The sequence below is a fragment of the Microbacterium sp. Root322 genome (assembly GCF_001425645.1).
GTDB lineage: Bacteria > Actinomycetota > Actinomycetes > Actinomycetales > Microbacteriaceae > Microbacterium > Microbacterium maritypicum.
Map to the genome: position 1 here is coordinate 502,880 of NZ_LMCS01000002.1, position 26,895 is coordinate 529,774.

31 protein-coding genes and 1 tRNA gene are annotated in these 26,895 nt (G+C 68.1%); 4 read left to right on the forward strand and 28 right to left on the reverse strand.

From position 1 onward, the window contains the following. Positions 1 to 7 precede the first annotated feature (7 nt). Genes mpaA3 through mpaB (ASC55_RS07210) form a run of 7 tightly spaced genes read right to left on the reverse strand, consistent with a single transcriptional unit; the run spans position 8 to position 4,963 of the window. Positions 8 to 127 (reverse strand): MpaA3 family daptide-type RiPP, encoded by a 120-nt coding sequence (gene mpaA3, locus ASC55_RS17815; protein WP_017829101.1) that lies wholly within the window; start codon positions 125 to 127, stop codon positions 8 to 10. Positions 128 to 162: 35 nt separating this feature from the next. Next, positions 163 to 288: an MpaA2 family daptide-type RiPP gene (gene mpaA2, locus ASC55_RS17760; RefSeq protein WP_255162400.1), complete on the reverse strand. Its 126-nt coding sequence runs from the start codon at positions 286 to 288 to the stop codon at positions 163 to 165. A 40-nt stretch (positions 289 to 328) separates the two neighbouring features. After that, on the reverse strand, positions 329 to 463 hold the full coding sequence (mpaA1, locus tag ASC55_RS17765; RefSeq protein ID WP_017829103.1) for an MpaA1 family daptide-type RiPP: 135 nt from the start codon (positions 461 to 463) through the stop codon (positions 329 to 331). After that, on the reverse strand, positions 464 to 1,654 hold the full coding sequence (mpaC, locus tag ASC55_RS07195) for a daptide-type RiPP biosynthesis dehydogenase (RefSeq protein ID WP_055874028.1): 1,191 nt from the start codon (positions 1,652 to 1,654) through the stop codon (positions 464 to 466). It lies immediately after the preceding gene. After that, positions 1,651 to 2,910, reverse strand: a complete 1,260-nt coding sequence (mpaD, locus tag ASC55_RS07200; protein WP_082524262.1) for a daptide-type RiPP biosynthesis aminotransferase — start codon at positions 2,908 to 2,910, stop codon at positions 1,651 to 1,653. The genes mpaC and mpaD overlap by 4 nt, the downstream gene beginning before the upstream one ends. Then, positions 2,907 to 3,956 (reverse strand): daptide biosynthesis RiPP recognition protein, encoded by a 1,050-nt coding sequence (gene mpaB / locus ASC55_RS07205; RefSeq protein ID WP_055874031.1) that lies wholly within the window; start codon positions 3,954 to 3,956, stop codon positions 2,907 to 2,909. Before mpaB (ASC55_RS07205) ends, mpaD begins: the two co-directional genes overlap by 4 nt. Continuing rightward, positions 3,956 to 4,963 (reverse strand): daptide biosynthesis RiPP recognition protein, encoded by a 1,008-nt coding sequence (mpaB, locus tag ASC55_RS07210; RefSeq protein WP_235563133.1) that lies wholly within the window; start codon positions 4,961 to 4,963, stop codon positions 3,956 to 3,958. Before mpaB (ASC55_RS07210) ends, mpaB (ASC55_RS07205) begins: the two co-directional genes overlap by 1 nt. Before the next feature lie 236 nt (positions 4,964 to 5,199). Here mpaB (ASC55_RS07210) and ASC55_RS07215 point away from each other — a divergent pair. After that, positions 5,200 to 5,287 (forward strand) — tRNA-Ser (locus ASC55_RS07215). A gap of 110 nt (positions 5,288 to 5,397) precedes the next feature. Here ASC55_RS07215 and ASC55_RS07220 read toward each other — a convergent pair. The 8 genes from ASC55_RS07220 to ASC55_RS07255 all read right to left on the reverse strand — a co-directional run bounded on the left by ASC55_RS07220 (position 5,398) and on the right by ASC55_RS07255 (position 14,460). Beyond that, the gene (locus ASC55_RS07220) at positions 5,398 to 6,000 is read right to left on the reverse strand and encodes a GNAT family N-acetyltransferase (protein WP_055874037.1); all 603 of its coding nucleotides are present in this window, start codon (positions 5,998 to 6,000) and stop codon (positions 5,398 to 5,400) included. Between the two features lie 29 nt (positions 6,001 to 6,029). Beyond that, complete coding sequence (locus ASC55_RS07225; RefSeq protein ID WP_055874040.1) at positions 6,030 to 6,659, reverse strand: phosphatase PAP2 family protein; 630 nt, start codon at positions 6,657 to 6,659, stop codon at positions 6,030 to 6,032. A gap of 31 nt (positions 6,660 to 6,690) precedes the next feature. Beyond that, on the reverse strand, positions 6,691 to 8,121 hold the full coding sequence (locus ASC55_RS07230) for a multidrug effflux MFS transporter (RefSeq protein ID WP_371861282.1): 1,431 nt from the start codon (positions 8,119 to 8,121) through the stop codon (positions 6,691 to 6,693). 128 nt (positions 8,122 to 8,249) lie between these two features. Then, positions 8,250 to 9,404, reverse strand: coding sequence for a cystathionine gamma-synthase (locus ASC55_RS07235; protein WP_055874043.1), 1,155 nt, complete (start codon positions 9,402 to 9,404; stop codon positions 8,250 to 8,252). 67 nt (positions 9,405 to 9,471) lie between these two features. Further along, positions 9,472 to 10,848, reverse strand: a complete 1,377-nt coding sequence (locus ASC55_RS07240; RefSeq protein ID WP_055865435.1) for a cystathionine beta-synthase — start codon at positions 10,846 to 10,848, stop codon at positions 9,472 to 9,474. 94 nt (positions 10,849 to 10,942) lie between these two features. Next, positions 10,943 to 11,905: a carbohydrate ABC transporter permease gene (locus ASC55_RS07245; RefSeq protein WP_055874046.1), complete on the reverse strand. Its 963-nt coding sequence runs from the start codon at positions 11,903 to 11,905 to the stop codon at positions 10,943 to 10,945. Beyond that, complete coding sequence (locus tag ASC55_RS07250) at positions 11,902 to 13,041, reverse strand: carbohydrate ABC transporter permease (protein WP_200935153.1); 1,140 nt, start codon at positions 13,039 to 13,041, stop codon at positions 11,902 to 11,904. The genes ASC55_RS07245 and ASC55_RS07250 overlap by 4 nt, the downstream gene beginning before the upstream one ends. Before the next feature lie 102 nt (positions 13,042 to 13,143). Beyond that, the gene (locus ASC55_RS07255) at positions 13,144 to 14,460 is read right to left on the reverse strand and encodes an ABC transporter substrate-binding protein (protein ID WP_055865444.1); all 1,317 of its coding nucleotides are present in this window, start codon (positions 14,458 to 14,460) and stop codon (positions 13,144 to 13,146) included. 287 nt (positions 14,461 to 14,747) lie between these two features. On the opposite strand from ASC55_RS07255, the gene ASC55_RS07260 reads away from it, so the two are divergent. Next, positions 14,748 to 15,752: a LacI family DNA-binding transcriptional regulator gene (locus tag ASC55_RS07260; RefSeq protein WP_055874052.1), complete on the forward strand. Its 1,005-nt coding sequence runs from the start codon at positions 14,748 to 14,750 to the stop codon at positions 15,750 to 15,752. 106 nt (positions 15,753 to 15,858) lie between these two features. Here ASC55_RS07260 and rplL read toward each other — a convergent pair whose 3' ends face one another. The 3 genes from rplL to ASC55_RS07275 all read right to left on the reverse strand — a co-directional run bounded on the left by rplL (position 15,859) and on the right by ASC55_RS07275 (position 18,183). Continuing rightward, a complete protein-coding gene (gene rplL / locus ASC55_RS07265) occupies positions 15,859 to 16,242 on the reverse strand; it encodes a 50S ribosomal protein L7/L12 (RefSeq protein WP_017829128.1) in 384 nt (127 codons plus the stop codon). A gap of 48 nt (positions 16,243 to 16,290) precedes the next feature. Further along, positions 16,291 to 16,779: a 50S ribosomal protein L10 gene (rplJ, locus tag ASC55_RS07270; protein ID WP_017829129.1), complete on the reverse strand. Its 489-nt coding sequence runs from the start codon at positions 16,777 to 16,779 to the stop codon at positions 16,291 to 16,293. Between the two features lie 426 nt (positions 16,780 to 17,205). After that, entirely contained in the window at positions 17,206 to 18,183 is a 978-nt protein-coding gene (locus ASC55_RS07275) for a type IV toxin-antitoxin system AbiEi family antitoxin domain-containing protein (RefSeq protein WP_157559419.1), read from the reverse strand. Between the two features lie 316 nt (positions 18,184 to 18,499). On the opposite strand from ASC55_RS07275, the gene ASC55_RS07280 reads away from it, so the two are divergent. Further along, positions 18,500 to 19,180, forward strand: coding sequence for a YqaJ viral recombinase family protein (locus ASC55_RS07280; protein ID WP_017829132.1), 681 nt, complete (start codon positions 18,500 to 18,502; stop codon positions 19,178 to 19,180). A 29-nt stretch (positions 19,181 to 19,209) separates the two neighbouring features. Here the strand turns inward: ASC55_RS07280 and ASC55_RS07285 are convergent, their stop codons facing one another. From ASC55_RS07285 to ASC55_RS07310, 6 genes are all read right to left on the reverse strand, one after another. Continuing rightward, complete coding sequence (locus tag ASC55_RS07285; protein ID WP_055874058.1) at positions 19,210 to 19,710, reverse strand: hypothetical protein; 501 nt, start codon at positions 19,708 to 19,710, stop codon at positions 19,210 to 19,212. Continuing rightward, entirely contained in the window at positions 19,707 to 20,345 is a 639-nt protein-coding gene (locus ASC55_RS07290) for a hypothetical protein (RefSeq protein ID WP_055874061.1), read from the reverse strand. The genes ASC55_RS07285 and ASC55_RS07290 overlap by 4 nt, the downstream gene beginning before the upstream one ends. Beyond that, positions 20,342 to 20,959, reverse strand: coding sequence for a signal peptidase I (locus tag ASC55_RS07295; RefSeq protein ID WP_055874064.1), 618 nt, complete (start codon positions 20,957 to 20,959; stop codon positions 20,342 to 20,344). Before ASC55_RS07295 ends, ASC55_RS07290 begins: the two co-directional genes overlap by 4 nt. Positions 20,960 to 21,001: 42 nt before the next feature. Beyond that, the gene (locus ASC55_RS07300; RefSeq protein ID WP_055874067.1) at positions 21,002 to 21,619 is read right to left on the reverse strand and encodes a SipW-dependent-type signal peptide-containing protein; all 618 of its coding nucleotides are present in this window, start codon (positions 21,617 to 21,619) and stop codon (positions 21,002 to 21,004) included. A 7-nt stretch (positions 21,620 to 21,626) separates the two neighbouring features. Next, positions 21,627 to 22,247: a SipW-dependent-type signal peptide-containing protein gene (locus ASC55_RS07305; RefSeq protein WP_055874070.1), complete on the reverse strand. Its 621-nt coding sequence runs from the start codon at positions 22,245 to 22,247 to the stop codon at positions 21,627 to 21,629. Between the two features lie 177 nt (positions 22,248 to 22,424). After that, positions 22,425 to 23,324, reverse strand: coding sequence for a LysR family transcriptional regulator ArgP (locus ASC55_RS07310; RefSeq protein WP_055865468.1), 900 nt, complete (start codon positions 23,322 to 23,324; stop codon positions 22,425 to 22,427). Between the two features lie 70 nt (positions 23,325 to 23,394). Here ASC55_RS07310 and lysE point away from each other — a divergent pair, with 70 nt between their 5' ends. Beyond that, complete coding sequence (gene lysE, locus ASC55_RS07315; RefSeq protein WP_055874072.1) at positions 23,395 to 24,057, forward strand: L-lysine exporter; 663 nt, start codon at positions 23,395 to 23,397, stop codon at positions 24,055 to 24,057. A gap of 6 nt (positions 24,058 to 24,063) precedes the next feature. On the opposite strand, the gene ASC55_RS07320 is transcribed toward lysE, so the two are convergent. From ASC55_RS07320 to ASC55_RS07335, 4 genes are read right to left on the reverse strand one after another with little or no spacing between them, the layout of a single operon-like run. Next, the gene (locus ASC55_RS07320) at positions 24,064 to 24,420 is read right to left on the reverse strand and encodes an iron chaperone (RefSeq protein ID WP_055874074.1); all 357 of its coding nucleotides are present in this window, start codon (positions 24,418 to 24,420) and stop codon (positions 24,064 to 24,066) included. Positions 24,421 to 24,468: 48 nt separating this feature from the next. Continuing rightward, positions 24,469 to 25,272 carry an amino acid ABC transporter ATP-binding protein gene (locus tag ASC55_RS07325; protein ID WP_055874076.1) on the reverse strand — a complete coding sequence of 268 codons (804 nt, stop codon included), beginning with the start codon at positions 25,270 to 25,272 and terminating at the stop codon, positions 24,469 to 24,471. Then, positions 25,259 to 25,924, reverse strand: coding sequence for an amino acid ABC transporter permease (locus tag ASC55_RS07330; protein ID WP_055865481.1), 666 nt, complete (start codon positions 25,922 to 25,924; stop codon positions 25,259 to 25,261). The genes ASC55_RS07325 and ASC55_RS07330 overlap by 14 nt, the downstream gene beginning before the upstream one ends. A gap of 3 nt (positions 25,925 to 25,927) precedes the next feature. Continuing rightward, complete coding sequence (locus ASC55_RS07335) at positions 25,928 to 26,749, reverse strand: amino acid ABC transporter substrate-binding protein (RefSeq protein ID WP_055874079.1); 822 nt, start codon at positions 26,747 to 26,749, stop codon at positions 25,928 to 25,930. Positions 26,750 to 26,895 lie beyond the last annotated feature (146 nt).

A 26,895-nucleotide genomic window follows, 5' to 3' on the forward strand; every position in this document is an offset into this window, starting at 1 on the left:
CCCGCGGTCAGGTTGCGATCGCTGCCGCTCCGCCGATGATTGCGATGATGTAGCTGGCGTGCTCCCACCATTCGAGCGGTGCGTCGATGTGTTCGAGTTCTGTGAATTCCAGCGATTCCGTCTGCAAGGGAACCTCCTTTGTCGAGCTTTCGAATGCTGGGCTTAGGTCAAGGCGAGAATTCCGATGATCACGCCCACGGCGAATCCGCGGATGTAGTCATCGGTGTCGTTCAGGGCCTCCATGGCCTCGAGTTCCGTGAACTCGAGCGTCGGCATTGCGGTGTGCATCCTTACCTCCCTTCCGCTTCTCGTGTTCCGCCACCAGAGGTCACGTCGCGGCGGCTGCGCCGATCCCGATGAGAACCAGCGCACCTATCGCGCCCTGATAGAAGCTCTCCCAGCTGGGGGCCTCCATCGTTTCCAGTTCCTGGAACCGGATACTCGTCTCCTCATTTCTGCCCATCTAATTCACCTCCTTCGAAAGCACGGTCGATGGTCGGCGATCTGCGCCGACCGGCTCAGGGCTCCAGCACGATTCGCGGAGCAGATCACGGAAGTCGCCCGCGGTGAGACCGGGGAGCATCGGCTGGCGATTTCCCCATGCCGCTTCGGTGGTGGCGGAGATGCGGTCCACGTCATGAGCGCTCGGCTCGGGCGGACGCGGAATCCCCCAGCGGTCGAGGAGCGCAGCGATCCCGGCGGGCGGTTCGACGGGCAATGTCGTTCCGATCGACGCCCGCGCCCAGAACCCCTCCAGGCTCTTCCGATCGCCCCAGCGCGTGTCTCCCGAGCAGATTCGTCGCCAGACCGCGGCGATGACCGCCGCCGTGGCGACGATCTTGCGGACCTGCAGCAGAAAGGCCACTTCGTTCGCCACATACCAATGACGGGCACTGTAGGGATCCCACCCTCTGAGCGCCGCGCTGCGCTGGGTCGCGGCACTCAATCGCGCGATGCGGAGCCTTCCCGCCGCCGAGTCGGGGTCGCGGGTCGCCGCGTCGATGAGCGCTCGGCCGAGGGCGACGGCGTCGCGGTTCCCCCTGGCGCTTCTCCGCGCGCTCGTCGAGGCGCCCGCCAGACGGAGGAACGCCTCCAGCGCTCCCTCCCTCACGGCTTCGGGCGTGAGGGAGGTGAGGTTGCAGGGATCGATGATCGCGTGCCGTGGTCTCAGGGCGTGCCCCACGATGAGTCGGTGACCGCGGTCGGTCGTGAGGATGCCGACGCTGTTCGTCTCGGACGACGTGCCCAGCGTCGTCGGCACGGCGATGATGTCCACAGCCGGCAGAGCGTGGGGCAGGAACGTGAGCGCCGACCTCGATGCATGCCCGATCGCGTAGTCGAACACGCGCCCGCGGGCGAGCGCCAGTGCGGCGATCTTGCTGGCGTCGAGCACGGTTCCTCCGCCGACGGCCACGATGACGCTCGGCGACCGGTGGACGATCTCCTGCGCCATCGTGACGACGGCTGCCACGTTCACCGCGGGTGCGTCGATCGTCATCGTTCTCGCCGAGTGGCCGTCCAGGAAGGGGGCCGCGACAGCCGCGTCTGCCACCACGAGAGTCTCGCGGCCCGCCGTGAGGCGCTCCATCATCTGCCGGGCGATCCCTTCTCCGTGCCACAGGGTGGGAACTCGACCAGCGAAGTCCGAGGTCATGCGGAAGCCTCCTGCGCCTGAGCCAGCCCTGCGCGGATGGCTGCGCCCACCTCATGCAGCTCGTCCGCGGTGAACCCGTAGGCGGGAATCAGCTCGATCGAGCTGGGACCGGGCTGCACCAGGACGCCGTTGCGCGCGATGGCCGCGACGACGCGGAGCACCTCCGCCCCGGAGAGCGGGGCCTGATCCTCGGCGCGAAGCCCGAGCCCGATGAAGCACCCCCTTCCGGTGATCTTCGTGACCACGCCGTCCGACAGCAACGACGTCGCCAACTCCCCCAGCCCGGCTCCCAGCGCTCGGGTGGTCGATTCCACATCGATGCGGCGCAGTTCCTCGATCACCGCGATGATGGCCGCCGCGCAGGCCGGGGTCCCCGCCTGCGTCTCGCCGTGGACGAACGTCCAGCCCCCGCGGACGAAGTCGGAAGCGACCCGGTCACCCACCAGGAGCGTCGCGGCGCCCATCGCGCCGTTCGTCAGCGCCTTGGAGAGGATCAGGACATCCGGTGCCGCCGCCCAGGTGTCGGTGGCGAGCATCGTCCCGGTGCGGCCGAACCCCGTGGCGACCTCATCGGCGACGATCAGGAAGCCGTACTCCTCCCTGAGGGCGAGGAGGCGATCGATGAACGCGCCGGACAGCGCGTAGGCGCCGCTGCCGAGGACAGGTTCCACGACGACCGACGCCACCCTGGATCCTTCCCGCTTGAGCAGCGTCTCCAGCTCTTCGCCGTCGTCACTGTGAGAGACGTGTCTCACCGCTCTGCGGTCGACGAAGTAGGCGGATTGGAGGAGGTCGTCTCCGCTCAGGGCATGACTTCCGTACATCGTGCCGTGATAGCCGCCTCTGAGGCCGGCCACGATCGAACGGGACCCGCCCGACTTCTGCGACCAGTACTGGCGTGCGAGCTTCATCGCGGCGTCATTCGCCGCCCCGCCCGACGTGGAGAAGATGACGCGGCGGTAGCGGCTCGGGTCCGCCAATTCGATGAGGGCTTCCGCCGCGTCTTGCGCGTACCGATGGGGCGCTCTGAACAACGACAGGTACGAGGCGTCACGCGTGGCCCTGTCCACCGCGTCGGCGACCGCCGGGTTCCCGAAGCCGAGTGGAACGTTCCACAGACCGCTCGTCGCACACAGACGCGTGGATCCGTCAGCGAACTCGATGCGGTTCCCTGCCGCGCCGACGGCCACGCGGTCGTGCGTGAAGATCTCGTCCGCAGGGAGCATCGACGTCCACAGCGCGTGCGGAAGGCTCACCCTTCGACCTCCTCGGCTCGGCAGCGCACATCGGCGGGCGTGCCGACGTGGACGCTGAGCGCCGTGCGGGCTTCGCGGCACAGGGCGCGGGCGTCGGATGTCGCGATGCCGAGCCGTCGAGCCACGCGGTCGGCCGCGACCTCGGTCGAACGGGAGGTCTGCGTGGCGGCGACGACAACGGCCGTCGACCCCGAGAGCAGTTGGCGGCGCAGGGATCCGATGTCCGCGAGCAGGAAACCGTCGTCGGTGTCGAGCAGGAACGGATCCGCGGCCAGCGGTTCGGCGTCGGCACGCCCGTCATCGATCAGCGACCAGCCGAAGCCGGAGATCTTGGCGGTCGTAGTCTCCAGCCGGAGCATCTTGATGAGGTCCGTTGCTCTGAGGTAGCGCCCCATCCACTCACGACTCGCCAGGTCGGCTGCGAGCACATCACGGGGCACGACGCCTCCCAGGGCCGCAGCACCGGGCAGCGGAACCGTGAGCAGCGCCTCGAGATCGGCGGTGCTGCCGAGGATCTCGCCCTGCAGGCCGAGGCTGACCGCGCCGTCCGGGCTCAGTCTGAGAGCGCTCGGGGCCTCCAGCCGACCCGGCCTCACCAGCGCAGCGCGATCGGCGAGAAGCACCCGCGGATCGGTCAACGCCGAGGGGAAGACTCCGGTGCGTCGCGCGAGCTCCGCATCGTCGAGGAAGGCACGCCAGCTGGTCTCATCGAAGAAGCGGACGGCGGTGGGACCGATGATCTGCACGAACGCCGCCGCGACGTAGTCCTGGAGCTCGACGCCGCGTTCGCCGAAGAAGAGCTCGTCGCCGACCTCGCGCAGCGCGCCGCTGTACCGGGCGGTGCCGGCCGGCCCGTCATACGGCGCGCTCTCCGCCGGCAACAGGACCACGTCGTCGTGACCGGCCACGTCGTCGAGGTCGCTGACGTCTGCTCCGCTCTCGAGGAGGAAGATCCGGGAGTGCTCCGTATGCTCGCCGGTGATCCATTCGCGCAGCGCCCTGGCGCCGAAGAGCTCCGGCTGAGCAGCGTGGTCGTCGTCTCGCATCAGAGGCCTTCGTCCCGGCTCGCGGCCACGTCGAGACCCGCCGCTGCCAGGTCGCCGCGGACCTCCCGCACCACGGGAGCGACGCTGCTCGCGCGTCTGTCGAGCTCGGCAGCGAGCAGGGACACCGCCGCCGACTCGTCTCCCGTCGCGATCAGACATTCGGCCGCACGCGCGGCGTCGACCCCGAGGCGGAACCGACGACGAGTCACGGGATCCACCAGCAGATACTCGTCATCGCCGCCGGTCAGCAGGAACGGCGCGTCCGCGGATACGACGCCCAGGAGCGCGGGGAGTTCGTCGAGCGCGCGCACGATGTGCCCACCGAACCCCGAGATCGCCGGACGCGCCGGGATCCCGTCCCACTGACGCAGTATCTCGAGCGCCGCCACGTACCGCGCGAGCCACCGTCTGTCGTCGAGGTCGGCCTCGAACATGCCGCGGTCGACGATGCGCGCGAAGGCCCGCCCTCGGCCCGCGCCGTCGACGGCGCGGGCCTCGACGTCCGCACGCTCATCTCCGACCTCCCCGATAACGAGTCCGTCGGGGCCGTCCCGGTACTCGCCGTCTGCGCTCACGTGGACCCGCACGAGAGCGTCCGGCTCGTGGTCGGTCCCGACGAAGGAGACGAGGGAGTCGATGAGAACGGCGCTGCTCAGCAGCTGCTCGACGAAGACGCCGGATTCCCTCGCCGTGTCGGCGTCGCTGAAGAAGGCGGCCACGCCTTCCGCGCTGCACTGCCGGATGACGGTGGGCCCGACGATCGACACGAAGGGCACGGCGACGTACTCCTGCAGTTCGAGCGTCTGGCGGCCGTCGAGGGTCAGCTGGTCACCGGGCCTGCAGAAGCGCCCGTCGTATTCGACGACTCGCGGATCGCTCCGCACGGCCGTGCCCGCCGGCGTGAAGACGACGTCCCCCGCCCTACTCCCGCTCAGCACCGCCTCGAGGTGCGTGCCGGATTCCAGGAAGAACACCGCTCCCTCGACGAACCCGCGCCGTGCGCTCACATACTGCTCGAAAGCCGTCGCGGTGCGGTGGCCGCTTCGTGTCGCCGTCGAACTCGCCTGCATGCTTCCCCCAGAGAAACGTCGTATCACGATAGAAGGCTATACGTCCTCACATGAGGCTATCCAGACGGCAGGTGACGTGCAATATTTCACATCCGGGGGTGCCGGAGGCCCGGGTGTCGGCGATCTGTCCTGTCGCGCGCCCGGCATCGGATAGGATGGACAGGTTGTTCCTTGGTGACGTGTCCGAGCGGCCGAAGGAGCACGCTTGGAAAGCGTGTGTTGTGCAAGCAACCGCGGGTTCGAATCCCGCCGTCACCGCCAAACAAGAAGAGAGCCCCCGCTGGTGCGGGGGCTCTCTTCTTGTTGATGGGGCGTGGGGGACCCCGAAGGGGGGCACCGGCGCCCGCCCTCGCCGCCGGAATCGCGAGGGCTCAGCCGTCGAAGCGCACGCCGTAGATCTGACCACCCGGTTCCGCCGGCAGGCGCGTCATCCCGAGCCGCTCGTAGAAGGCGGCGGCACCGGCATTGTTCGGGTCGATCCCCAGGTGCAGCCCGCGCACCCCGCGCCGGGTCAGCTCGGCGAACAGCGTCTCGATGAGCTGGCGACCGAGACCCTGCCCCTGTGTCTCGGGAAGCAGGTCGATGTGCAGGTGGGCCGGGTGATCCGCGACGTTCGGCTCGATGCCGGCGGCGCGGCTGTATCCGTAGTCGATCATCCGATCCTCCCGCGTGGCCACCTCCACCGGCCGGGGGTGGCGTCCCTCGAGCGTCGGCCACCACTCCTCACGGAACCAGGCGTAGAAGGCGTCGGTGTCGTCCGTCGCCACGATGTAGCCGATCGTGCGCTCGTCGTCGCTCTCGACCACCCACGCGAGATCGGGATGACGCTCGGCGTAGGGCACCGCGAACAGGTCGCCCCACAGCGAATCGTCCGACAGCACACCGGTCGCATCCGCCCCGGCATCCGCCGTCTTCACGCAGATCTCGTACAGCGCGGCACGATCGGTGGGGCGGTACGGACGAATGCGGGACACGGCGACTCCTCGGGAGGGAACGGGTCCTGTCAGCCTATCGGCGCCTCGACCGCGACTCTGTTGCGCTGCACCCACGGGAGCAGCCAGGCGGCGAGCACCAGCACGACACCGGCGCCGACCAGCGCACCGCCGAGGGTGTCGGTCGCCCAGTGCACCGAGAGGAAGGTGCGCGAGAGGGCCATCGCGAGCACCCATGCCGCCCCGACGATCGCGACCCAGACCCGCGGGAAGAGCACCCAGAGCACGAGCGCGATCGTCGCGGCGTTCGCGGTGTGACCAGAGGGGAACGAGCCGTAGTCGCTCACCACCAGCATGTCGTCGGGCCGCGCACGCCCGAAGAGCTGCTTGAGCAGCTGCACACCGGCGGCACTCGCGGCGAAGCAGAGAGCGGCGAACAGCGCACCACGCCACCGCCGTGCGATCACGAGCACCAGGATGGTCAGCAGCGGCACTCCGAGGATGGCGACCCAGCCGCCACCGACCCAGTTCAGCGCGAGGGCGAAGTCGACCATCCAGTCCGCACGGGCCCCGGCGATCGTGTCGTTCCACCACCGATCGAACCCGGGGATCGCCGGGTAGGCGAACACGACCACGGCACCCAGCACCGTCGCGAGCGCGAGGAGGCCCACTCCCCACCACAGCAGCATCCGCCTGTTCATCGTCCCATTCTGTCGGACGATGCCTGAACACTCAGGGAGCGAGCATCCCGACCGTGCGCGGACGCACGACGAACCAGAGCGACAGGATGCCGATCGCGGCGCATCCGACCATGACGGAGGCCATGGTCGTCGCGGTGATCCCGGCGTCGTGCGAGAGCCATCCGACGACGGGCGAGATGAGGCCGGCGACGCCGAAGTTCGTCGCACCGATGATGGACGCCGCGGTTCCTGCGGCTTTTCCGTGACGGTCGAGCGCCAGCACCTGCACGTTCGGGAACGTGAATCCGCACGCGGTCATGAACACGAACAGCGGGATCACCGTGCCCCACAACCCGAGGCCGAGCTGATCGGTGACGATGATCGCGACTCCGGCGAGCAGCAGCACCGCGGTCGAGTAGGCCATGACCCACTGCGGCCCGAAGCGCGCGGCGAGTCGGGACGCGGTCTGCACGCCGAAGACGACACCGAGCGAGTTCACGGCGAACAGCAGACCGTACTGCTGCGCATCGAGTCCGTGCGTCACCTGGAACAGGAACGGCGATGCCGACAGGTAGGAGAACAGGCCGGAGAAGGTCATCCCGCCGATCACGAGCACGCCGAGGAACACCCGGTCCGAGAGCACGGAGCGGTACCGCTGCAGCATGGTCGCCCCTCCCCGGCCCTGGCGACGTGCGACGGGCAGGGTCTCCGGGATGAACAGGATCGTCGACAGCAGCATCACCACGCCGTAGGCGGCGAGCACGCCGAAGATCCCACGCCAGGGCATGAGCGTGAGCAGCCACGAGCCGATCAGGGGCGCGATGACCGGAGCCACACCCGAGACCAGGGCGAGGCGGGAGAGCATGACGACCAGTCGCCGCCCGCCGAACAGGTCGCGCACGATCGCCATGGCCACGACGCCACCGGCCGCCGCTCCCACGCCCATGAGCACGCGGGCGACGCTGAGCAGTCCGAGGTCCGGCGCGAAGGCCGCCCCGACGCTGGCGAGCACGTGCAGCGCGGTGACCGCGATGAGCGGCACCCGACGCCCGACCTTGTCACTGAGCGGTCCGACCACGAGCTGACCGAGCGCGAACCCGATCATCGTCCCGGTCAGGGTCAGCTGGATCGCGGCGGCCGTGGTCTGGAAGTCCTCCTCCAGCACCGGGAACGCCGGGAGGTACAGGTCGATCGTGAACGGGCCGAGAGCCGTGAGCGCGCCGAGCAGGATGATGTACAGCGTCCGGCGTCCGAGGGAGATGGCATCTCCGGGGTGCAGCATGACCGGAGCGGTCGCGGGGTTCGCGCCGAGTGTGCGGATCGCGCCGGTCGCGCTCGGGATGCGGATGCTTCCCGTCGCGGTGCGCTCCGGCTGCGGGGCCTGTTGCGCGTCGGCAGCGGAATCGTCCGCCTTCACGACGGGGAGGGAATCAGTGCGGGGAGCGTCGGACACGACGTCCTTCCAGAGTTCGGGGGAATACATGGGTCGAATCGATTCGACCTGGGGAAGCCCCTATGTTACCGCCGCTCTGCCCTCCTCCGACCGCCACAGATCCGAGACGCACCCTGGCAGCTGCGCGGGATGCGTCTCGGATACCGCGTCTTGCGCGGTCAGCGGGAGACGCGGTCGAGCGCCTGCTCGAGGTCGGCGATCAGATCGCTCACGTCTTCGATGCCGACCGAGAGCCGCACGATGTTCTCCGGGACCGCGAGCTCGGTGCCGCGCACGGAGGCATGCGTCATGTCCGGCGGGTACCCGATGAGCGACTCGACGCCGCCCAGCGACTCGGCGAGCTGGAACAGCGAGGTGCTCTCGACGAATGCCCGTGCCGTGTCGGCTCCCGCGGCGAGCCCGAACGAGAGCATCCCGCCGAATCCGCTCATCTGCTTCGCGGCGATCTCATGGCCGGGGTGCGAGGGCAACCCGGGGAAGTACACCTGCGCGAACTCCGGACGCTCCTGCGCCCACTCGGCGATGGCCTGCGCGTTCTCGGAGTGCTGCCGCATCCGCAGCGCCAGGGTCTTGATGCCGCGAGTGGTCAGCCAGGCATCCAGCGGCGCGGAGACGGCACCGACCGCGAACTGCTGGAACTTGACCTGGTCGAAGAAGCGGTCGTCGGCGAACACGACCGTGCCGCCGAGCACATCCGAGTGCCCGCCCAGGTACTTGGTCGTGGAGTGCACGACCACATCGGCGCCGAGCGCGAGCGGCTGCTGCAGCGCCGGCGAGGCGAAGGTGTTGTCCACGACGACGATCAGACCGGCTGCGTGCGCGATCTCGGCGATCAGGGCGATGTCGACGATCTTCAGGAGCGGATTGCTCGGCGTCTCCAGCCACACGACCTTCGTCTCGGGACGGATCGCCGCACGGAGGGCATCGACGTCGGAGAGCTCGACCGTCGTGGTCTCGATGCCCCAGGGAGCCAGCACCCGCGTGAGCAGCCGATACGTGCCGCCGTACACGTCGTTGCCCAGGAGGATGTGGTCACCCGGCTTCAGGATCCCGCGCAGCAGTGCATCCTCCGCGGCGAGTCCGGATGCGAACGACAGCGCGCTCGCGCCCCCTTCCAGGGCCGCGAGCTGCGTCTCGAGCGAGGAACGCGTCGGGTTGCCCGCCCGGTTGTACTCGTACCCGCCACGCAGACCGCCGACGCTGTCCTGCACGTGCGTCGAGGACTGATAGATCGGCGGGATGATCGCGCCCGTGACGGGGTCTGGCGCTTGTCCTGCGTGGATGGCTCGGGTGGCGAAGGCGTGATCGGACATGCCCCTCAGCCTACGTCCGCCCTCGCGGGGACGGCCTCCCGGTTACGCCCCGGGTCGGGGCATCGGCTCAGCGCGACAGATACGCCAGCAGGTCCTGACGCGTCAGGACCGTGTGAGGCTTGCCGTCCTCGGTCACCAGCAGCGCGTCGGCGTCGGCGAGCGCGGCCTTGGCCTGCGCGACCGAGGTGTGGATGCCGACGAGCGGAAGCCGCTCCCCCACGTGCGCGCCGACGGCATCGGCCGCATTCGCCTCGCCACGGAACAGCAGATCGAGCAGCCCTTTCTCGTCGACCGTGCCGACCACCTCACCCATCATGACCGGCGGTTCGGCGCTGAGCACGACCAGCTGCGAGACGTCGTACTCGGTCATGATGCCGATCGCCTCGAGCACCGTGTCGGTCGGGTGGGCGTGCACGAGGTCGGGGATTGCGGTGCCCTGCCGGGTCGGACGAGCTGCGAGCACGTCGGCGACGGTCTCCCCGTCCTCCACCTCGCTGAAGCCGTAGGAGCGCATCCATCCGTCGTTGAAGATCTTCCCCAGGTAGCCGCGCCCTCCGTCGGGAAGCAGCACCACCATCACAGCGTCCGCCGGCAGCTCCCGCGCCACGCGCAGCGCACCAACGACGGCCATGCCGCTCGACCCGCCGACGAGGATTCCCTCCTCGCGCGCGAGGCGCCGCGTCATCGCGAAGGACTCGGCATCGTCGACCGCGACGATCTCATGCGGCACCGTCGGATCATACGCGCCGGGCCAGATGTCCTCGCCCACGCCCTCCACGAGGTACGGCCTCCCGGTGCCGCCGCTGTAGACGCTGCCTTCCGGGTCGACGCCGACGATCCGCACCCGTCCTTCCGAGATCTCACGCAGGTACCGGCCCGTCCCTGTGATCGTGCCGCCCGTGCCGACGCCCGCCACGAAGTGCGTGACCTCGCCGTCGGTGTCGCGCCAGATCTCCGGTCCCGTGGTCTCGTAGTGGCTGCGCGGACCGTTCGGGTTCTCGTACTGGTTCGGCTTGAACGCCCCGGGGATCTCCCTGGCCAGTCGATCGCTCACGCTGTAGTACGACTCCGGACTGTCGGGAGAGACCGACGTCGGAGTGACCACGACGTCCGCGCCGTAGGCCCGCAGCACGTCGATCTTGTCCTCACCGACCTTGTCCGGCAGCACGAACACGCACTTGTAGCCACGCTGCTGCGCGACCAGCGCCAGGCCCACGCCGGTGTTGCCGCTGGTGGGTTCGACGATCGTGCCCCCGGGCTTCAGATCGCCCGATGCCTCGGCGGCGTCGATGATGCGCGCGGCGATGCGGTCTTTCGAAGAGCCGCCGGGGTTCATGTACTCGAGCTTGACGAGCACCGTGCACGCGACGCCCTCGGTGACGTGCTGGAGCTTCACGAGGGGCGTGTCGCCGACGAGGTCCACGATGGAGTCTGCGTACTTCATGACTTCAGGGTAGACGCGCGGATGCCGCGGCCGGGGATGTGTTGCACCCGACCGCGGCATCCGTCCTCGAAAGGCCCCCGTCGTCTCTCGAAGATCAGCCCTTCGTCGATCCGGCCAGCAGGCCCCGGACGAAGTAGCGCTGCAGGGCGAAGAACACGATCAGCGGCACGATGATCGAGACGAAGGCGCCCGCCGTGAGCAGGTACCAGTCGTTTCCTCTCGTGCCCGTGATCTCGGCGAGCAGCTTCGTGATCGGCGCCGCGGCGCCGTCGGCGAACACCAGTCCGACGAGCAGGTCGTTCCACACCCACAGGAACTGGAAGATCGCGACGGACGCGATCGCCGGCATCGTCAGGGGCAGCACCACGCGGAAGAAGATCTGTCCGCGGGAGGCGCCGTCGACGCGTGCCGCCTCGATGATCTCCCCCGGGATCTCCGACATGAAGTTGTGCAGGAGGTAGATCGCCAGCGGCAGCGCGAACATGGTGTGCGCGATCCACACCTGCGCGTAGCCGGAGGACGCATCCAGCGGCGTCGTGACCTGCAGCCCGAAGAGGTTGATGCCTCGGGAGAACGAGCTCAGCAGTGGCACGAGCGCCATCTGGATCGGCACGATCTGCAGGGCGAACACGAAGATGAACAGCGCGTTGCGGCCCTTGAAGTCGATCCACGCGAAGGCGTACGCCGCCATCGACGCGATCATCAACGGCACCAGCGTCGCCGGGATGGTGATCGCGATGGAGTTGATGAACGATTCGAGGATGGTCAGCTGGGTCGTGCCGGACTGCAGCACGTCGACATAGTTCTCGAACGTCACCTGCGGGTCGGAGAAGAACGTCCACCATCCGGACGACTGGATCTGATCGCGAGGACGGAACGAGGAGATGAACAGCCCCAGCGTCGGAAGGGTCCATAGCACCGCGATCAGGATGGAGGCGACGGATGCCCAGGGACGCGACAGCTTCTTGCGCGTGCGCCCTGCAGCGCCGTCGAGGCCGCCTCCGGTCGTGATCGCTCGTGTGCTGACAGCGGTTTCGGACTTCACGGTGTCGGTCATCGGATCTCCCGCTGCTTCTTGATCTGGCGTGCGTTGTAGATGACGATCGGCAGCACCAGGATGAACAGGATGACGGAGAGCGCGGCACTGCGGCCGGCCTCGAACTTCGAGAACTGCGTGTACATCTCGTTCGCGAGCACCGAGGTTCCGTAGTTGCCGGCGGTCATCGTCCGCACGATGTCGAACACCTTGAGAGAGGCGATGGAGATCGTGGTCAGCACCACGATGAGAGCCGGCCGGATGGACGGGATGGTCACCGAGACGAACCGCTCCCAGGCGTTCGCACCGTCGAGTTCCGCCGCCTCGAGAAGCTCCTGCGGCACACCCTTGATCGACGCCGACAGCAGCACCATCGCGAAACCGGTCTGCACCCAGATGAGCACGACGATGAGGAACAGGGTGTTCCACGGCTCGTTCAGCAGCCACTGCTGCGGCTCACCCCCGAACCAGACCATGATCTGGTTGAGGAGTCCGATCTGCTCGAACTCGGGCCCGCGGTACTCGTACATGAAGCGCCAGATGATGCCGGCGCCGACGAACGAGATGGCCATCGGCATGAAGACGAGGACCTTGTAGATCTTCTCGCCGCGGGTGCGATCGATGAACACCGCGTAGGCGAGACCGACGATCGTCGACACGGTCGGGACCACGAGCACCCAGATGATCGTGTTGACCACCGCGGTGATGCCGTCGGACTGCGTGAAGATCCACAGATAGTTGGCGAACCCGACGAAGTCCTTGCCCGACGAGCTCAGGAACGACGAGTACATCGTCTGGATCGACGGCAGGATCAGGCCGACCAGCAGCAGCAGGATCGCCGGTGCCATGAAGGCGACGAGCTGGATCAGGTATCCCGCGCCATCGCGTGATCGATAGTCCAGCCAGAAGAACAGCGCACCCACGGCGACGGCCACACCCATCGCCCAGTAATAGGAGTTGAAGAACCACATCACGGCGAGCGGGATGAGCAGGCACATCGCCAGCCGGATGCCGGTGTACAGCGCCCCCCTGCGTGGAGCGATGTCCACGAGGAGCAGGATGACCGCCACGACCACCGCGAATGCGATGACGACGGCGACCGCCTGCAGGATCGGCGGGAGCGAGCCGATCCACTGGAAGAAAATTGTCGCGTTCACGGATTCCCCTTCATCACGCGGAGCGGATCGACGACCGCACATCGACGTGCGGCGTCATGAGAGAAGAAGGGCCGCCCCCCAGAGGGCGGCCCTCCTCTTCTCTCAGCTGGCGGGCCAGCCCGTCTGGATCTGCGTGAGGACGTCGTCCGTGGGGGTGCCGTTGACCCACGCCACCATGCCCTTCCAGAACGTGCCGGCGCCGACAGCACCCGGCATCAGGTCGGACGCGTCGAAGCGGAACGTCGTGTTCGGGTCCTGGAGGATCTTGATGGTCTCCTGCAGGATCGGGTCCTTCGCGTTCGCGGGGTCGAGCCCGTTGTTCGCGGAGGTGACACCGCCCAGGCTGACGCGGCTGTTCGCCCACTCGGGGCTGGACAGGTACGCGAGCACCTTCTGGGTGGCCTCGGAGTCGCTGAACGCTCCGACGATCTCGCCGGCACCGGTGACGGCGGAGTCATCCGCAGACTCGCCCGGGAGCATGAACGCCCAGACGTCGCCGTCCTCGGCGACCTCCGTGCCGTCGGGGAAGAAGCCCGAGAGGAACGAGGCCTGGTGGGTCAGCGCGCACTCGCCGCCGGCGAGCTTCGGAGCGACATCACCGAACGCGGTGGAGTTGATCGAGCGCACGTCACCGAAGCCGGCGTTGACGTTGGCCGGGTTCAGCAGGACCTCGCCGACCGAGTCGAACGCCTGCTTGATCTGCGGGTCGGTGAACTTGACCTCGTTGGTGACCCACTGGTCGTAGACGTCCGGACCGGACTGACGCAGCACGTAGTCCTCGACCCAGTCCGTTCCCGGCCATCCGGTCGCGGTGCCCGACTCGAAGCCGGCACACCAGGCGGGAGTGCCGGTCGTCGCCTGGATCTTCTCGGTGAGGGCGCCCATCTCGTCGAGCGTCTTGGGAACCTCGACGCCCCATTCGGCGAACTTTGCCGGCGAGTACCAGATCCAGCCCTTGACGTTGGCCATCAGCGGCGCACCGTAGAACGTGCCGTCGACCGTGCCGTAGTTGACCCAGTCCTCGGTCCAGTACTCGTTGGCGTTCTTCTCGACCTCTTCCGGCGCGGGCTTCAGGTAGTCGCGGTTGGCGAAGTCGGCGAACAGACCCGGCTGCGGGAAGATCGCGATGTCCGGCGGGTTGCCGCCCTGCGCACGCGTACCGAGCTGGGTCTCGAAGTCCTGGCTGCCCTCGTACTTGATCGTGATGCCGTTCTCGTCGGCCCAGTCCTTCCAGGACTCCTGGAGGAGCTTCGCCTCATCATCGACGATCGTGCCGTAGATCGTGACGGTGGCGTCGCCCCCGTCACCCCCGTCGGTGCCGGGTGCCCCACCCGGAGCCCCACATCCGGCGAGCGCGATGCCCGCGACCCCCAGCAGGGCGAGCGGCGCGTAACGCCGGGAACGCTGTGACAGAGCCATGTGAATTCTCCTCTTCGAGTACAGGTTCCCGGCTGTGCGATGCCACCCCGGGGCATCGTTAGGGAACCGATTCCAGGCCAACCTACTGGCCATCCGCATCCCTGCACAACACGCTAGGGTCACAAGCTCGCAACCATTCGATGCACCGGCTCCCGACGATATGGGAGCGCTCCCTCGCCGTGCGCCTGGAACCGGTTCCCTTTTTCAGCGTCGACGACTACGCTGTGACGCGGCGCGCACCCCGCGTCGGGGCCACGCAGGCCGCGTGATCAGGTCGAGGAGGACCGATGAGCACGATCGCGGATGTCGCGTCACGTGCAGGCGTATCGAAGGCCACCGCCAGTCGTGCCCTGAGCGGCCGCGGATACGTGTCGGAGGCGACCCGGCAGCGCGTCGAGAGCGCAGCTCGCGATCTCTCCTATGTCGCGCACTCCTCGGCCACGAGCCTGGCGACAGGACGCACCCAGACCGTGGGCATCGTCATGCCACCCGTGGACCGGTGGTTCTTCGCCGAGCTGCTCGCCGGGGTGCAGGAGTCGCTGTTCGCCCTCGACTACGACCTTTCGCTGTACGGCGTTCCCGAGGGGTCGAAGACCAGGGAGCGGCTGTTCGAGAGCGTGCTACCCGGGAGGCGCTTCGACGGGATCATCGCCGTCGGCATCCAGCCGAGCGCTCACGAGCTCGAGCGGCTGCAGCGAACAGGACGACCGCTCGTCAGCGTCGGTCCGTACAGCGACGGCTCGAGCGCCGTGTCGATCGATGACACGGCGGCCGCGCGCATCGCCACCGAGCACCTCATCGAACTCGGACACACCGACATCGCCTTCGTCGGCGGCTCGACGGACACCGCGGAGCTGAGCTTCGGCGACGCCCAGCGTCTCGAGGGGTACCGCGGCGCACTGCAGGCCGCAGGACTCGCGGCGCATGCGCGCGTGGCCGGCGCCGCCCCGACCATGCCGGGCGGCTACACGGCCGCGGCGGGGCTGCTCGGCGACCGGCGACGGCGCCCGACGGCCATCGTCGGGGTGTGCGACGAAGCCGCGATCGGCGCGATCATCGCCGCCCGGCGACTGGGAATCGCCGTGCCGACCGAGCTGAGCGTCGTCGGCATCGACGACCACGAGCACGCGGACATGTTCGCCCTGACCACGATCGGGCAGTCGCCACGCGACCAGGGACACGAGGCGGTGCGCCTGCTGACGCGGCAAATGGAACACCCCGATGCTCCGCTCGAACTCGTCGACGCGGCCTCCGCCCTCGTGGTGCGCAGCTCCACGGCTCCCCCGCGCTGACCTCGCGGCACTCCGGCATGCGGGGCGGCCGCGAGACCGGCGGGAAACGCACGAAGGCCCCGGGGCGAACCCGGGGCCTTCGTTGAGAAACGCGTGAGCGTCGCGATTACTTGAGGGTAACCGTTGCGCCTGCCTCTTCGAGAGCAGCCTTGGCCTTCTCGGCGGTCTCCTTGTTGGCGCCCTCAAGGACAGCCTTCGGGGCACCGTCGACGACAGCCTTGGCCTCGCCGAGACCCAGCGAGGTGAGCTCGCGGACGGTCTTGATGACCTGGATCTTCTTGTCGCCAGCAGCCTCGAGGATGACGTCGAAGGAGTCCTTCTCTTCCTCAGCCTCAGCAGCGCCTGCGCCACCCGCAGCACCGGCGACGGCGACGGGAGCAGCAGCGGTGACCTCGAACTTCTCCTCGAACGCCTTCACGAACTCGTTGAGCTCGATGAGGGTCAGGCCGGCGAACTGCTCGAGCAGTTCCTCGGTGGAAAGCTTCGCCATGATGTATCTCCTAGATAGATGGGGTTTGTAGACGAGATCGCAGGTCGCTTACGCGGCCTCTGCGGTCTCCAGCTTTTCGCGAAGAGCATCGATGGTGGCGGCAGCCTTGCCCATCGTCGCCTTCATCATGCCCGCAGCCTTCGCCAGCAGAACCTCACGGCTCTCGAGCGCGGCGTACTTGTTGACCTCGTCCGCGGTGAGGGCGTTGCCCTCGAAGATGCCGGACTTGATCACGAGAAGCGGGTTGGCCTTGGCGAAGTCACGCAGAGCCTTGGCGGTGGCGACGAAGTCACCGTGCACGAACGCGACAGCCGACGGACCCTTGAGGTCGTCGTCCAGCGCGGAGATGCCAGCCTTGTTGGCGGCGATCTTGGTCAGCGTGTTCTTCACCACGGCGTACTCAGCGTCCTGACGGATGCTGTTGCGCAGCTCCTTGAGCTGGGCAACCGTCAGACCGCGGTACTCGGTCAGCAGAACGGCAGTCGAGTTCTCGAATGACTTCGTGAGCTCGGCGACCGATGCATCCTTCTGCGCCATGGTCACTCCTTGGTGTGTACGAGGCGCCGCACGGTGGTGAGGCGCCGACCTGGACCACCTGCAAAGAGAAAAGCTCCGGCGCAAGCGCACGGAGCTTTGGAAAGTTCGTGTCCTGCGCGGGCCCCTGCTGTGCAGAGCTTCGATCGCTGCGCGCTTTCGCACACGACGATGACCAGCGGTCTTCGGTTCGGGATAACTGTACCCCACCCGCACCTCTCCCCCCAAATCCACTCGCCCCCGTCCCTCTCCCTCTCCCCCCTCCCCTGACGAGACCCACGCGCCCTGATGAGACCCACGTTCCCCGCCGAGGCCCACACTTGGATACGCATCCGAGCGTGGGCCTCGGCGGCACACATGGGTCTCGGGGACGTGGCGCACAGGAGCGCGCGGCGCGGGCCAGCGCACGAGAGGTCTCGAAGCCCGGGATCAGGGGCGGATGCCGAACGCACCGAGCCGCGCGCCGAGAGCATCTGACGTGACGAGGTGCTCGGATCCCCAGCGGACGATCCGCCACCCGGTGACACCGCGAATCGCATCCTCCCGATGCTTCTCCGCGAGCACCACGGCCTCCGCCGACATCCCTGTACGCAACGTCGGATCGAGGTACTTTCCTCGCCCGTCGAACTCGCCGAACGTCTGCGCTCCCCGAAAGGCGAAGTCGAGCCGATAGTCCTCGCCATGCGGTCCGGTGACGCGCGACTGCAGATCGACCTCGGTGAACCCGAGTCGGTGAAGGTGCAGACGACTCACGCTCTCTCCAGGAAGCTGGGCGCGGCCATCCGAGAACGCGATCACCTCTCGGGCCTGACGGATGCCCCGGTTCGAGAGGGCTTGCGCCCGCCTCCCGAGTTCGTCCCTCCACTCTGCGGCGGCGATATGGTCCTGCTCGTGTCTGCGCACGGCGATGCGCCGCAGCGCCGCGTCGGCGACGGCGATCGCCGCTTCAGGCGTGAGCCGGGACGCCAGATCGAGCACGGTCCTCTCGAGCGAGGTGCATCTGATGCCCTCGACTTCCACGAGGTCGCTCTCACGAAGTGTGAGGTCGTGCCTCGCGACGCCCCACTTCACCCTGCTTCGACTCGTCGGGCCGAGAACCGCGTGAACGTACGTCGTCGAAGTCCGATAGAGCGGGAGTCCGTGGATCACGGCCGCCGAGGCGAAGCAGAATGCGGCACCACCGCCGGCGGATTCCCGATGCACGGCGAGCACCTTCATCAGATGGCGACCTTCGGTCCAGAGCTGCTCCCACTCCGCTGAATCCACATACCAGCCGCGACGCACTCGCACGATCGAGCCGTTGTCGACCATGGCACGGAGTTCGCGCTCAGATACCCCTAGAGCGAGCACATCGCTTCTGGCGAGAAGGAGCCGGCGCGCTTCTTCGATGGTGACGGACTTGCGCATGAACTCGATCCTCACTCGTCGCGCGCGCCACCCGCATCGCGAAGACTCGAACTTCCGAGAGGTGCGGACAAGTCGCTTCACATCGCCGCCGTGCAGAACGACAGGCAGAGGAGCTCCTGACCGCCTGGCGGCACCCGGACCCATGCTTATCGCCGAGACCCATGCCCCCACGCGACTGCGGGCGTGGGTTTCGGCGACCACCGTGGGTTTCGGCGACCACCTTGGGATGCGGGAGGTACGCGGATGCGGGAGGGGCGGACGCGTGAGGGCGGCGTGTACGGGAGGGAGGGTCGGCGGGCGGGGTTAGGGTCGAAGGGTGACACCGGAACTCTCTGCACGCATCGTCGCGGACTCCCGCGACCGCGTGGCGTGGCTGAGGGCGCGCTCGCGGGGCATCACCGCCACCGATGTGGCAGGACTGACCTCGGAGAAGTCGATCGCCAGGGCGGCCGACTCCAAACTGGGCGGAGGGCCCCGCTTCGGCGGCAACGCCTACACCGATCACGGTCGTCGGCGCGAGCCGGAGATCGCCGCATGGGTCGCGGCGACCCACGGCATCCTCCCCTCCTCGGCGCTGTTCCGCGCCGAGGTCGAGCACCGCCACCTCGCCACCCCCGATGGCATCGCGGTCGACGCCGACGGGCGTGTGAAGCTCGCCGAGATCAAGACCACGAACAAGGCTTTCCGCGGCATCCCCCGCACCTACCTGCGCCAGGTCTGGTGGCAGCAGCACGTGCTCGGCGCCGAACGGACCCTGTTCGTGTGGGAGGAGCACGTCGACTTCGCTCCGATCCACGATGAGCCGCGCTGCGTCTGGATCGACCGCGACGACCGCGAGATCGCGAAGCTCGTCGGCCTCGCCACCGACCTCATCGATGAGCTCTACCGACGCACCACCGGCCAGCAGGTACCGAGCCGGATGACGGATGCCGCCGCCAGCCGCCGCGAACAGCTCCGCGAACGCGATGCCTTCCGCGCGCTGGCACTCGCCGACTGACGAGGCATCCGACCGGAGCGACGCACCGCTCAGGTGCAGGTGTTGTTGTCGCCGAGCCCCAGGAGACCGCCGACCGAGAGCGAACGCGTCGCCGGAGCCGAGGCCCACGACGTTCCGGAGTAGGTCGCCTCGACCTTGACCGCATTGGTCGATCCGAGAAGACTCCCCAGCAGCGTGTTCAGCAGGCCCGAGCTGATCGTGGACGAGTACGTGTAGGGCCCTGATCCGGTTTGCGTGACGTTGGCGTTGTTATCCACGACGACGTTGTTGATGGAGAAGCGCTGCTGCACCTTCGGATAGGGCGACGTCCACGTGATCGTGAAGCCCGTGAAGGTGCCCAAGAAGTTCGTCACCGTGCACGAGGTCACCACGGGCTTCGCCAGCGTCGCGGCCGTGAACGACCCGGCGGCGTACTCGCTGTCCGTGAAGGCGGCGTCGGTCATCTGCACGGCGGGCGATGACCCGACCCCGACCAGCACGGCGAGCCCGACGACGCCGGCGAGGATGCGCGCACGCGCGTTGCGCCTCATGTCCTCCTCCCCTCCTCGGGCACCGCGCCTCTGCGACGGCGGACCGCGAGCACCGCACCCGACACCGCGAGCGCCGCTCCGACCACGACGGCACTCGCGGCTCCCGGTGGCAGTCCCGTCGTCGCGAGCCCGCCACCGGACCCCGCGACCACGGTCTCGCCTGCCCCCTGCGCGTGCACGCGGACATCGGTGCTGCCGGCACCCGAGCCCCCGGAGGGATCGAGGAGGATCGAGAGACGGAGGTGGGCCGTCTCGGTGTCCGCCATCTGCGTGAGCGGAACCTCGACCCCGTCGCGCGGGATGCTCCAGCCCACGCGCAGCGCGGTCGCACCACCAGGGCATCCTGTCTCGGTCCAGGCCTCGGGGCACGTCGAGACGTCGAGGAGCAGCTGCGCCTCACCTGTCGCGCTGACGGCGATCCGCACGACTCCCGGATCCGGGGCATCGGCGCTCACCGCGATGTCCCACTCCACCGGCTGCCCTGGCAGCAGCCTGCCGGCCGCCGCCCAGTCGGCGATCGAGACGAGACGGAGGATCGAGCCCTGGATGACCTGCGTCGTCGGCGCCGCCCATGCGGCGGTCGGCATCGCGAGCGCGAGGACCGCGAGCAACACGACAGCGACCGCGCGCCTCATGGTCCGCTCCCGTCAGGATCGTGAGCGGACCGACGCTGCCCACGCGGCCAGAACGCCCACACCACCAGGGAGGTCGCGGCGACCGTCAGCACTCCCAACACGATCGGGTCGCCCATCCCGGCGACGATCAGCGCGATCCCGGGAACGGAGAACAGCACCTTCCGCACCGACGACACCGTGTAGGGGAACGGATCATCTGCGGCATTCGCGTCGCCGCGCATCGTGATCACCCGCTCCTGCGCGCTCGGTCCCGGCGTGATCGTGGTGATGCGATGCGTCACCGGCAGCTCGCCAGGACGATCGACCGTCACCACGTCCCCGACCCCGATCTCGGCCGCGGGGATGCGCTGCACCACGGCTACGGATCCTGCCGGGATGGTCGGCGACATCGAACCGGTGCGGAACATGATGAGCGTGATCTGTGCGGTGAATGCGAGCACGACGAGCAGGATGCACACCGTACCGGCCACCGCGGCGATCCAGAGCAGCACGTCGCCGATCAGCCGCCCTGGGCGGAGCCGAGTGCGCACGTGTTCGGCGGTCGGGTGCGGATCCGCCGGGGCGGGGAACGGGGCCGCCTCCCGCAGGCTCCGCCGTGTCGTCGGGGTCGTCATCTCGTCCTCCTCTCCGTGCGTCTTCTCTCGCTGCTGCTGCGACTACGACGACGTCCCGAGGAACTGCCAGGTCTGCGTCATCGTCAGCCCCTGTGCCGCGTTCGGAGCGGCGAGCGGAAGCGTCACCGCGAAGCAGTAGTTGACCTGGGTGGCCCCGTTCGCGGTCACGGCCTGGGTCGTCGCGCCGCCCGCGGTGAGGGCTGAACCGTCCGCCACGACCGCCGTCCCGGCCGCATACGTGGTCGAGTTGCAGGTGGTTCCGGCGATCGCGCGCACGCCGTAGGTGAGATGCGCCGCGAGCCCGGTGCCTGTCGGTGTTCCCGCGATCAGTTGCACGGTTCCCGCCACCGACGGATTCGCAGTCTTCACACTGAACAGCGCATAGGTGGAGTTGCCCGGTGCCATCGCGGTCGGAACGAGCTGGAAGTTCAGCGTCGCGGCTGTGCCCGCGGTCGCGTGGTTCGAGAACGTGGCTCCGTCGACCGCACCCACGATGTCGAACTTCCCGGCCGTGAAGCTGGCGGATCCGTATTCGGAGTCGTTCCAGGCGGCAAGCGTGGCGGCGACGCCGATGCCGAGCACGACCCCTCCCGCGAGGACCGCTCGCAGTCGACGAGAGCGCAGCCGCCGCCTCTCCCGCACTTCTCTGCGGGTGATCATCACATGCTCAGTTCGTCGACGTGGCCGTGAACTTCCAGGTGGCGTTGGTCACCAGGCTCGGTTCGAGCGCGGCGTCCGCCGTCACTTTGAAGCACAGCTGCACGGCCGTCCCCGGATCCGTGGAGGTCGCCCCCGCGGTGAGCGGCACGGTGGTGACGCCGGTCTGGAGGTCGAGTGTCGTCCCGGTCGCCACCGGTGTTCCTGTCGCGGATGCCGCATCACAGGTCGCTCCCGGCGCCAACTGATAGATCGAGTACGACAGGTGGTCGGAGTTCGACGTGGCCGCGGCATCGGCCGTGGTGCCATCGGCGACGAGATCGGCGCCGCTGGTGGTGCCGGCTGCGAGACGCACCCAGAACCCGGCATAGACCGAGCTGTTCGGCGACATGTTGCCCACGAGTCCGGCCGGCAGGGTGAACGCGAGAGTAGCCGCGCTGCCGGCCGAGTCGTGATCGGCATACGCGGTGCCGTCGGTAGAGCCCTGCAGATTGAACGCGCCGGCGGTGAACGTGCCGTTCGCGAACTCGGAGTCGTTCCAGGCCGCGAGCGTCACGGCGGTGCCGACGCCGAGAACGAGCCCGCCCGCCAGTACCGCCAGCACCTTGCGCTGGGTTGCCTTGGTTGCCATGTCGCTTCCCCCTCAGGAATTCGTGAGTCACGCGAATGCCTGTGTTCCGGTCGCCCCTCAACGACCCCGCATCTGCGCGTTTGCGCCATCCTCTCGTTGCCTCATCCGCAGAACAAGGCGATTTCGCGCACGAGATTCGATCATCCCGCGCAGAATCGCCTCCCCGCCCGCCGTGCCCTATCGCGATCGACGGGCCGGGGCGCCGCCGAGAACCCGTCGCGCCTCGGCGGCGATCTCCGCGGCGATGGTGTCGAGCAGGTCCGAGCGCAGGTTCCACTGCTGCCAGAACAGTTGCACGCGAAGGGTCGGTCCGCCCAGAGGAACGAGCCCGCTCGATTCCTGGAGCACCGGGACCATCCCCCAGCCGAGGCCGAGCGTGACGGCGAGGGCATAGTCGTGGGATGCGGGGACGTAGTGCCGGGGCACTCCCTCCTGCGCCACCGACATCTCCCTGAGCCATTCGTGTTGCAGGGTGTCCCTGCGATCGAAGTCGACGAACGGCGCCGCAGACAGGGCGCTCTCGGTCGCTCCCTCCGGGAACCAGCGCGCGGCGAATGCCGGCTCGGCCATAGCCCGGTACTCGAGCACGCCGAGAGGCGACACCGAGCACCCGGAGACGGCGCTCTCCTCACTCGTGACAGCCGCCATCACGGTGCCCGATTCCAGCAGGCGGGCGGTGAAGTTCTGATCGTCGCGATGCAGGTCGAAGTCGATGTCGTGTCGGGCGGAGAGTCGTGCCAGCGGGGCGAGGAACCACGTGGCCATCGAGTCGGCGTTCACCGCGAGGGGTATCGTGATCCGCCGATTGCCCTCTGCTTCATCGATGCCGACACCGACGAGCGCGTCGTGCTCCAGGAGCGCGACCTGTCGGGCGAGACGCACGATGGCCTCCCCCGCCTCGGTGAGCCGTGCGGGCTTGGTGCGCACCACCAGGATGCGACCGAGCTGCTGCTCGAGAGTCTTCAACCGCTGACTCACTGCCGAAGGGGTGATCTGCAGCCGCTTCGACGCGGCATCCAGCGTCCCCTCGTCGACGATCGCGGCGAGGGTGGTCGCGAGTTCCGGATCGATGCGCACATTAGTGATGCTAATGGTGCGATAGGAATCTTCGCTTCACTTCATGTATCTCGATTCCTAGGCTGAACCCATGCTCACCGCTCTCGCCGGCCTCGGACTCGGCCTCTCCCTCATCGTCGCGATCGGCGCGCAGAACGTCTTCGTGCTTCGTCAGGGGATCCGGCGCGAGCATGTCCTCGCCGTGGTGATCATCTGCGCCCTCTCCGATGCGGCGCTCATCGCCGCGGGCGTCGCCGGACTCGGCTTCGTCCTCTCCGCCGCGCCCTGGCTGGTCGTGGTCGCGCGTTGGGCGGGGGCCCTGTTCCTGCTGACCTACGCAGCGCTGGCCGCCCGTCGCGCCTGGCGAGGGGGCGAGGAGCTCGAGGTAGACGCGACGGATGCCGCGTCCCCCAGTTCCCGCGCGACCGGTGGCGTGAGCGCGACTCTCACCCGCAGCCGGCTGGCCCCCGTGATCCTGACCACCCTCGCCCTCACCTGGCTCAACCCGCACGTGTACCTCGACACCGTGCTGATGCTCGGGTCCATCGCGGCCACGCACAGCGACGAGCGCTGGCTGTTCGCGGCCGGAGCGATGGCCGCCAGCCTCCTGTGGTTCACCGCGCTGGGGTTCGGGGCGCGCTACCTCGGACGCTGGCTGCGCACGCCGCGGTCGTGGCGCATCCTCGACGCCGTGATCGCGGTGGTCATGGTCACGATCGCGATCAGCCTCGTGCTGCCCGTCCTGGGGGGCTGATCGGCTTCATGCGCCGTCGATCTGGGCGAGCCGAGCACGGACGAGGCGTTCGAGGACCTCGCTCGGAATCGGGTGCTCGGGCTGGAACCGGATGGTCCCCTTATCCACGCTGACCCCGGGATACCCGTCGAGAACGTCTGCGACAGCGGCGACGGCATCCGGGCTGAACGGGTAGATCCCGATGTGCTTCTTGGCGCGCATCACCGAGAGCAACGGCTTGCCGCCGTGCACGAGCGCGGGCATGCCATACCCTTTGCCCTGCTCCGCATCCGGCGCCTCTCGGCGCGCGACGGCATAGACACGATCGATCGCGTCACGATCAGCGGCAGCGAGGTCTGCGAGGTAGTCGTCGATGGTTCCCACGAGGGCATCCTGTCACCGATCCGCGCACGGGGCGAGGGTCAGCGGGATTCAGGCGCCGTCGAGCGGACGCATGATGCGGGTGAGGAACCGCTTCGTGCGCTCGTGCTGCGGGGCGCTGAAGAGCGCGGCCGGCGGCCCCTGCTCGACCACCACGCCGCCGTCCATGAACAGCACATGATCCGCAGCTTCGCGCGCGAAGCTCAGCTCGTGGGTGACGACCGCCATGGTCCAGTTCTCGTCGGCGAGTTCTTTGATGACGAGCAGCACCTCCCCCACCAGCTCGGGATCGAGCGCACTGGTCGGCTCGTCGAACAGCAGCAGATCGGGCTTGAGAGCGAGCGCGCGCACGATGCCGACACGCTGCTGCTGCCCGCCCGAGAGCTGATGCGGACGCGCATCCGCCTTGTCGGCCAGACCTACGCGATCGAGCAGCGCGAGTGCCTCGGCCACGACCTCGGCCTTCGGTCGACCCTGAACCCGCCACGGCCCCTCGATGACGTTCTCGAGGACGGTGAGGTGCGGGAAGAGGTTGTGGTGCTGGAACACCATCGCCGAGCGGTCGCGCAGCGCGAGCCGCTTCTGCTTCTGCACGCGGGGCGAGGGCTTCGCCTCCGGGGCGAAGTCGATCTCGGGGCCGCCGTCGACGACGATGGTGCCGACATCCGGTGTCTCGAGGCCGTTGAGAGCACGCAGCACGGTGGTCTTTCCCGAACCGCTGGGCCCGATGAGCACGACGACCTCGCCGCGGTGCAGCGTCAGGTCGATGCCGCGGAGCACTTCGTTGTCGCCGAAGCTCTTGCGCAGGCCACGGGCGGTGAGTAGAGCCTCTGAAGTGTTGTCAGTGCGCGACACGGCTGTCGAGCCTCCTCTCGAGAGCGCTCTGGCCGAACGACAGCACCAGACAGAACACCCAGTAGACCAGCGCGGCGGCGAGGTAGAGCACCATGAACTCGTAGGTGGTCGAGGCGATCTGCTGCGCCACCTTGAACAGTTCGGTCACGAGGATCAGCGACGTGAGAGAGGTGTCCTTCACCAGCGAGATGAACGTGTTCGACAGCGGGGGAACCGACACGCGCGCCGCCTGCGGCAGGATGATGCGAGTGAGCGTGCGGGTGCGGTTCATGCCCACCGTGTACGCAGCCTCCCACTGCCCCTGCGGGACCGACAAGATGGCGGCGCGGACGACCTCGGCACCGTAACCGCCGACGTTGAGCGACAGCGCGATGATGGCACTCGGCCACGGGTCGATCGTGATCCCGATCGACGGCATGCCGTAGAAGATCACGAACAGCTGCACCAGCAGCGGCGTCCCGCGGATCACGGAGATGTAGAACCGAGCGACGCCCGAGAGGATCGGGTTCACCGAGATCCGCATCAGAGCGATGCCGACGGCGATGAGCAGCCCCAGGGCGAACGATGCCAGCGCGAGCGGCACCGTCGCCGTCAGACCCGCCCAGGCGATCGGCCCGAGCGCGTCCAGGAACAGCTGCCAGGGACTCTCCATCGGCTACTGGGAGACGTCTTCGCCGAAGTACTTCTTGCTGATCTCGGCCAGCGTGCCATCCGCGCGCAACTCGTCGAGCGCGGCGTCGACCGCCGTGACGAGGGCTTCCTTGTCCTTGGCGAAGGCGAACGCCTGCTCGCCCACCTCATCGGTCTCCGCCGCGATCTTCAGACCGGTCGGGCTGTTGGTCGTCTCGTAGTCGAGGAACGTGAGCTTGTCGTTGATGGTCGCATCGACCCGTCCCTGGCGCAGGAGCTCGACGGCCTGTGCCCAGCCCTCGACACCCTCGACCGTGGCGCCCGACTCGGCGGCGAGGTCGTTCCAGTTGCTCGTGAGCGACTGCGCGGTGGTCTTGCCGTCGAGGTCGGCGAACGACGAGATCGTGTCGTCGTCCTCGGCCACGACGATCACGCCGGGAGAGACGGTGTACGGCGTGCTGAAGAGGTACTTCGCCTCACGCTCGTCGTTGATCGTGACCTGGTTGGCGATCACGTCGAACCGACCGGCGTCGAGACCCGCGAAGATCGCGTCCCACTGGGTCTCTTCGAACTTCACCTCGAGGCCGAGCTTGTCGGCGACGGCTTCGATGATCTCCACGTCGTATCCGGTCAGCTCGCCGGCGCCGTTGTCGCCGTGGAAGCTGAAGGGACGGTAGGTGCCCTCGGTCCCGACCGTGAGCGTGCCGTCCTTCGCGAGCCCGAACTCCGAGCTCGCGGAGCTCTCGCCGCTGCCCGCAGTGCTCTCAGGTGTGCTCGACCCGCTGCAGGCGGTCAGAGCCGCGGCGGCGACGACGAGTGCGGTGACGGCGATGAGACGACGGGACATGAACCCTCCTGGGGTGTGAAGCGCGGTGCGAGTTTACGCGACCGTCGCGGGAACTCCCCCACAGTACGTGGCACGGGGCGGTTCGCCGCATCCGATGACGTTTCGTTTCGCAGGAGCTCGGAAGACGCAAAAACGCCCCCGGGAGA

Bases quoted from the DNA above. Each gene is read 5' to 3' on its own strand.
- ASC55_RS07290 (WP_055874061.1), bottom strand. From the start codon at position 20,345: ATGAGGCGCGCGGTCGCTGTCGTGTTGCTCGCGGTCCTCGCGCTCGCG.
- mpaA2 (WP_255162400.1), bottom strand. From the start codon at position 288: ATGCACACCGCAATGCCGACGCTCGAGTTCACGGAACTCGAGGCCATG.
- ASC55_RS07230 (WP_371861282.1), bottom strand. From the start codon at position 8,121: ATGTATTCCCCCGAACTCTGGAAGGACGTCGTGTCCGACGCTCCCCGC.
- mpaA1 (WP_017829103.1), bottom strand. From the start codon at position 463: ATGGGCAGAAATGAGGAGACGAGTATCCGGTTCCAGGAACTGGAAACG.
- ASC55_RS07285 (WP_055874058.1), bottom strand. From the start codon at position 19,710: ATGAGGCGCAACGCGCGTGCGCGCATCCTCGCCGGCGTCGTCGGGCTC.
- ASC55_RS07335 (WP_055874079.1), bottom strand. From the start codon at position 26,749: ATGTCCCGTCGTCTCATCGCCGTCACCGCACTCGTCGTCGCCGCCGCG.
- lysE (WP_055874072.1), top strand. From the start codon at position 23,395: ATGCTCACCGCTCTCGCCGGCCTCGGACTCGGCCTCTCCCTCATCGTC.
- ASC55_RS07245 (WP_055874046.1), bottom strand. From the start codon at position 11,905: ATGACCGACACCGTGAAGTCCGAAACCGCTGTCAGCACACGAGCGATC.
- ASC55_RS07300 (WP_055874067.1), bottom strand. From the start codon at position 21,619: ATGATCACCCGCAGAGAAGTGCGGGAGAGGCGGCGGCTGCGCTCTCGT.
- ASC55_RS07235 (WP_055874043.1), bottom strand. From the start codon at position 9,404: ATGTCCGATCACGCCTTCGCCACCCGAGCCATCCACGCAGGACAAGCG.
- mpaB (WP_055874031.1), bottom strand. From the start codon at position 3,956: ATGCGAGACGACGACCACGCTGCTCAGCCGGAGCTCTTCGGCGCCAGG.
- ASC55_RS07240 (WP_055865435.1), bottom strand. From the start codon at position 10,848: ATGAAGTACGCAGACTCCATCGTGGACCTCGTCGGCGACACGCCCCTC.
- mpaC (WP_055874028.1), bottom strand. From the start codon at position 1,654: ATGACCTCGGACTTCGCTGGTCGAGTTCCCACCCTGTGGCACGGAGAA.
- ASC55_RS07295 (WP_055874064.1), bottom strand. From the start codon at position 20,959: ATGACGACCCCGACGACACGGCGGAGCCTGCGGGAGGCGGCCCCGTTC.
- ASC55_RS07255 (WP_055865444.1), bottom strand. From the start codon at position 14,460: ATGGCTCTGTCACAGCGTTCCCGGCGTTACGCGCCGCTCGCCCTGCTG.
- ASC55_RS07275 (WP_157559419.1), bottom strand. From the start codon at position 18,183: ATGCGCAAGTCCGTCACCATCGAAGAAGCGCGCCGGCTCCTTCTCGCC.
- ASC55_RS07330 (WP_055865481.1), bottom strand. From the start codon at position 25,924: ATGGAGAGTCCCTGGCAGCTGTTCCTGGACGCGCTCGGGCCGATCGCC.
- rplJ (WP_017829129.1), bottom strand. From the start codon at position 16,779: ATGGCGCAGAAGGATGCATCGGTCGCCGAGCTCACGAAGTCATTCGAG.
- ASC55_RS07305 (WP_055874070.1), bottom strand. From the start codon at position 22,247: ATGGCAACCAAGGCAACCCAGCGCAAGGTGCTGGCGGTACTGGCGGGC.
- ASC55_RS07225 (WP_055874040.1), bottom strand. From the start codon at position 6,659: ATGAACAGGCGGATGCTGCTGTGGTGGGGAGTGGGCCTCCTCGCGCTC.
- rplL (WP_017829128.1), bottom strand. From the start codon at position 16,242: ATGGCGAAGCTTTCCACCGAGGAACTGCTCGAGCAGTTCGCCGGCCTG.
- ASC55_RS07260 (WP_055874052.1), top strand. From the start codon at position 14,748: ATGAGCACGATCGCGGATGTCGCGTCACGTGCAGGCGTATCGAAGGCC.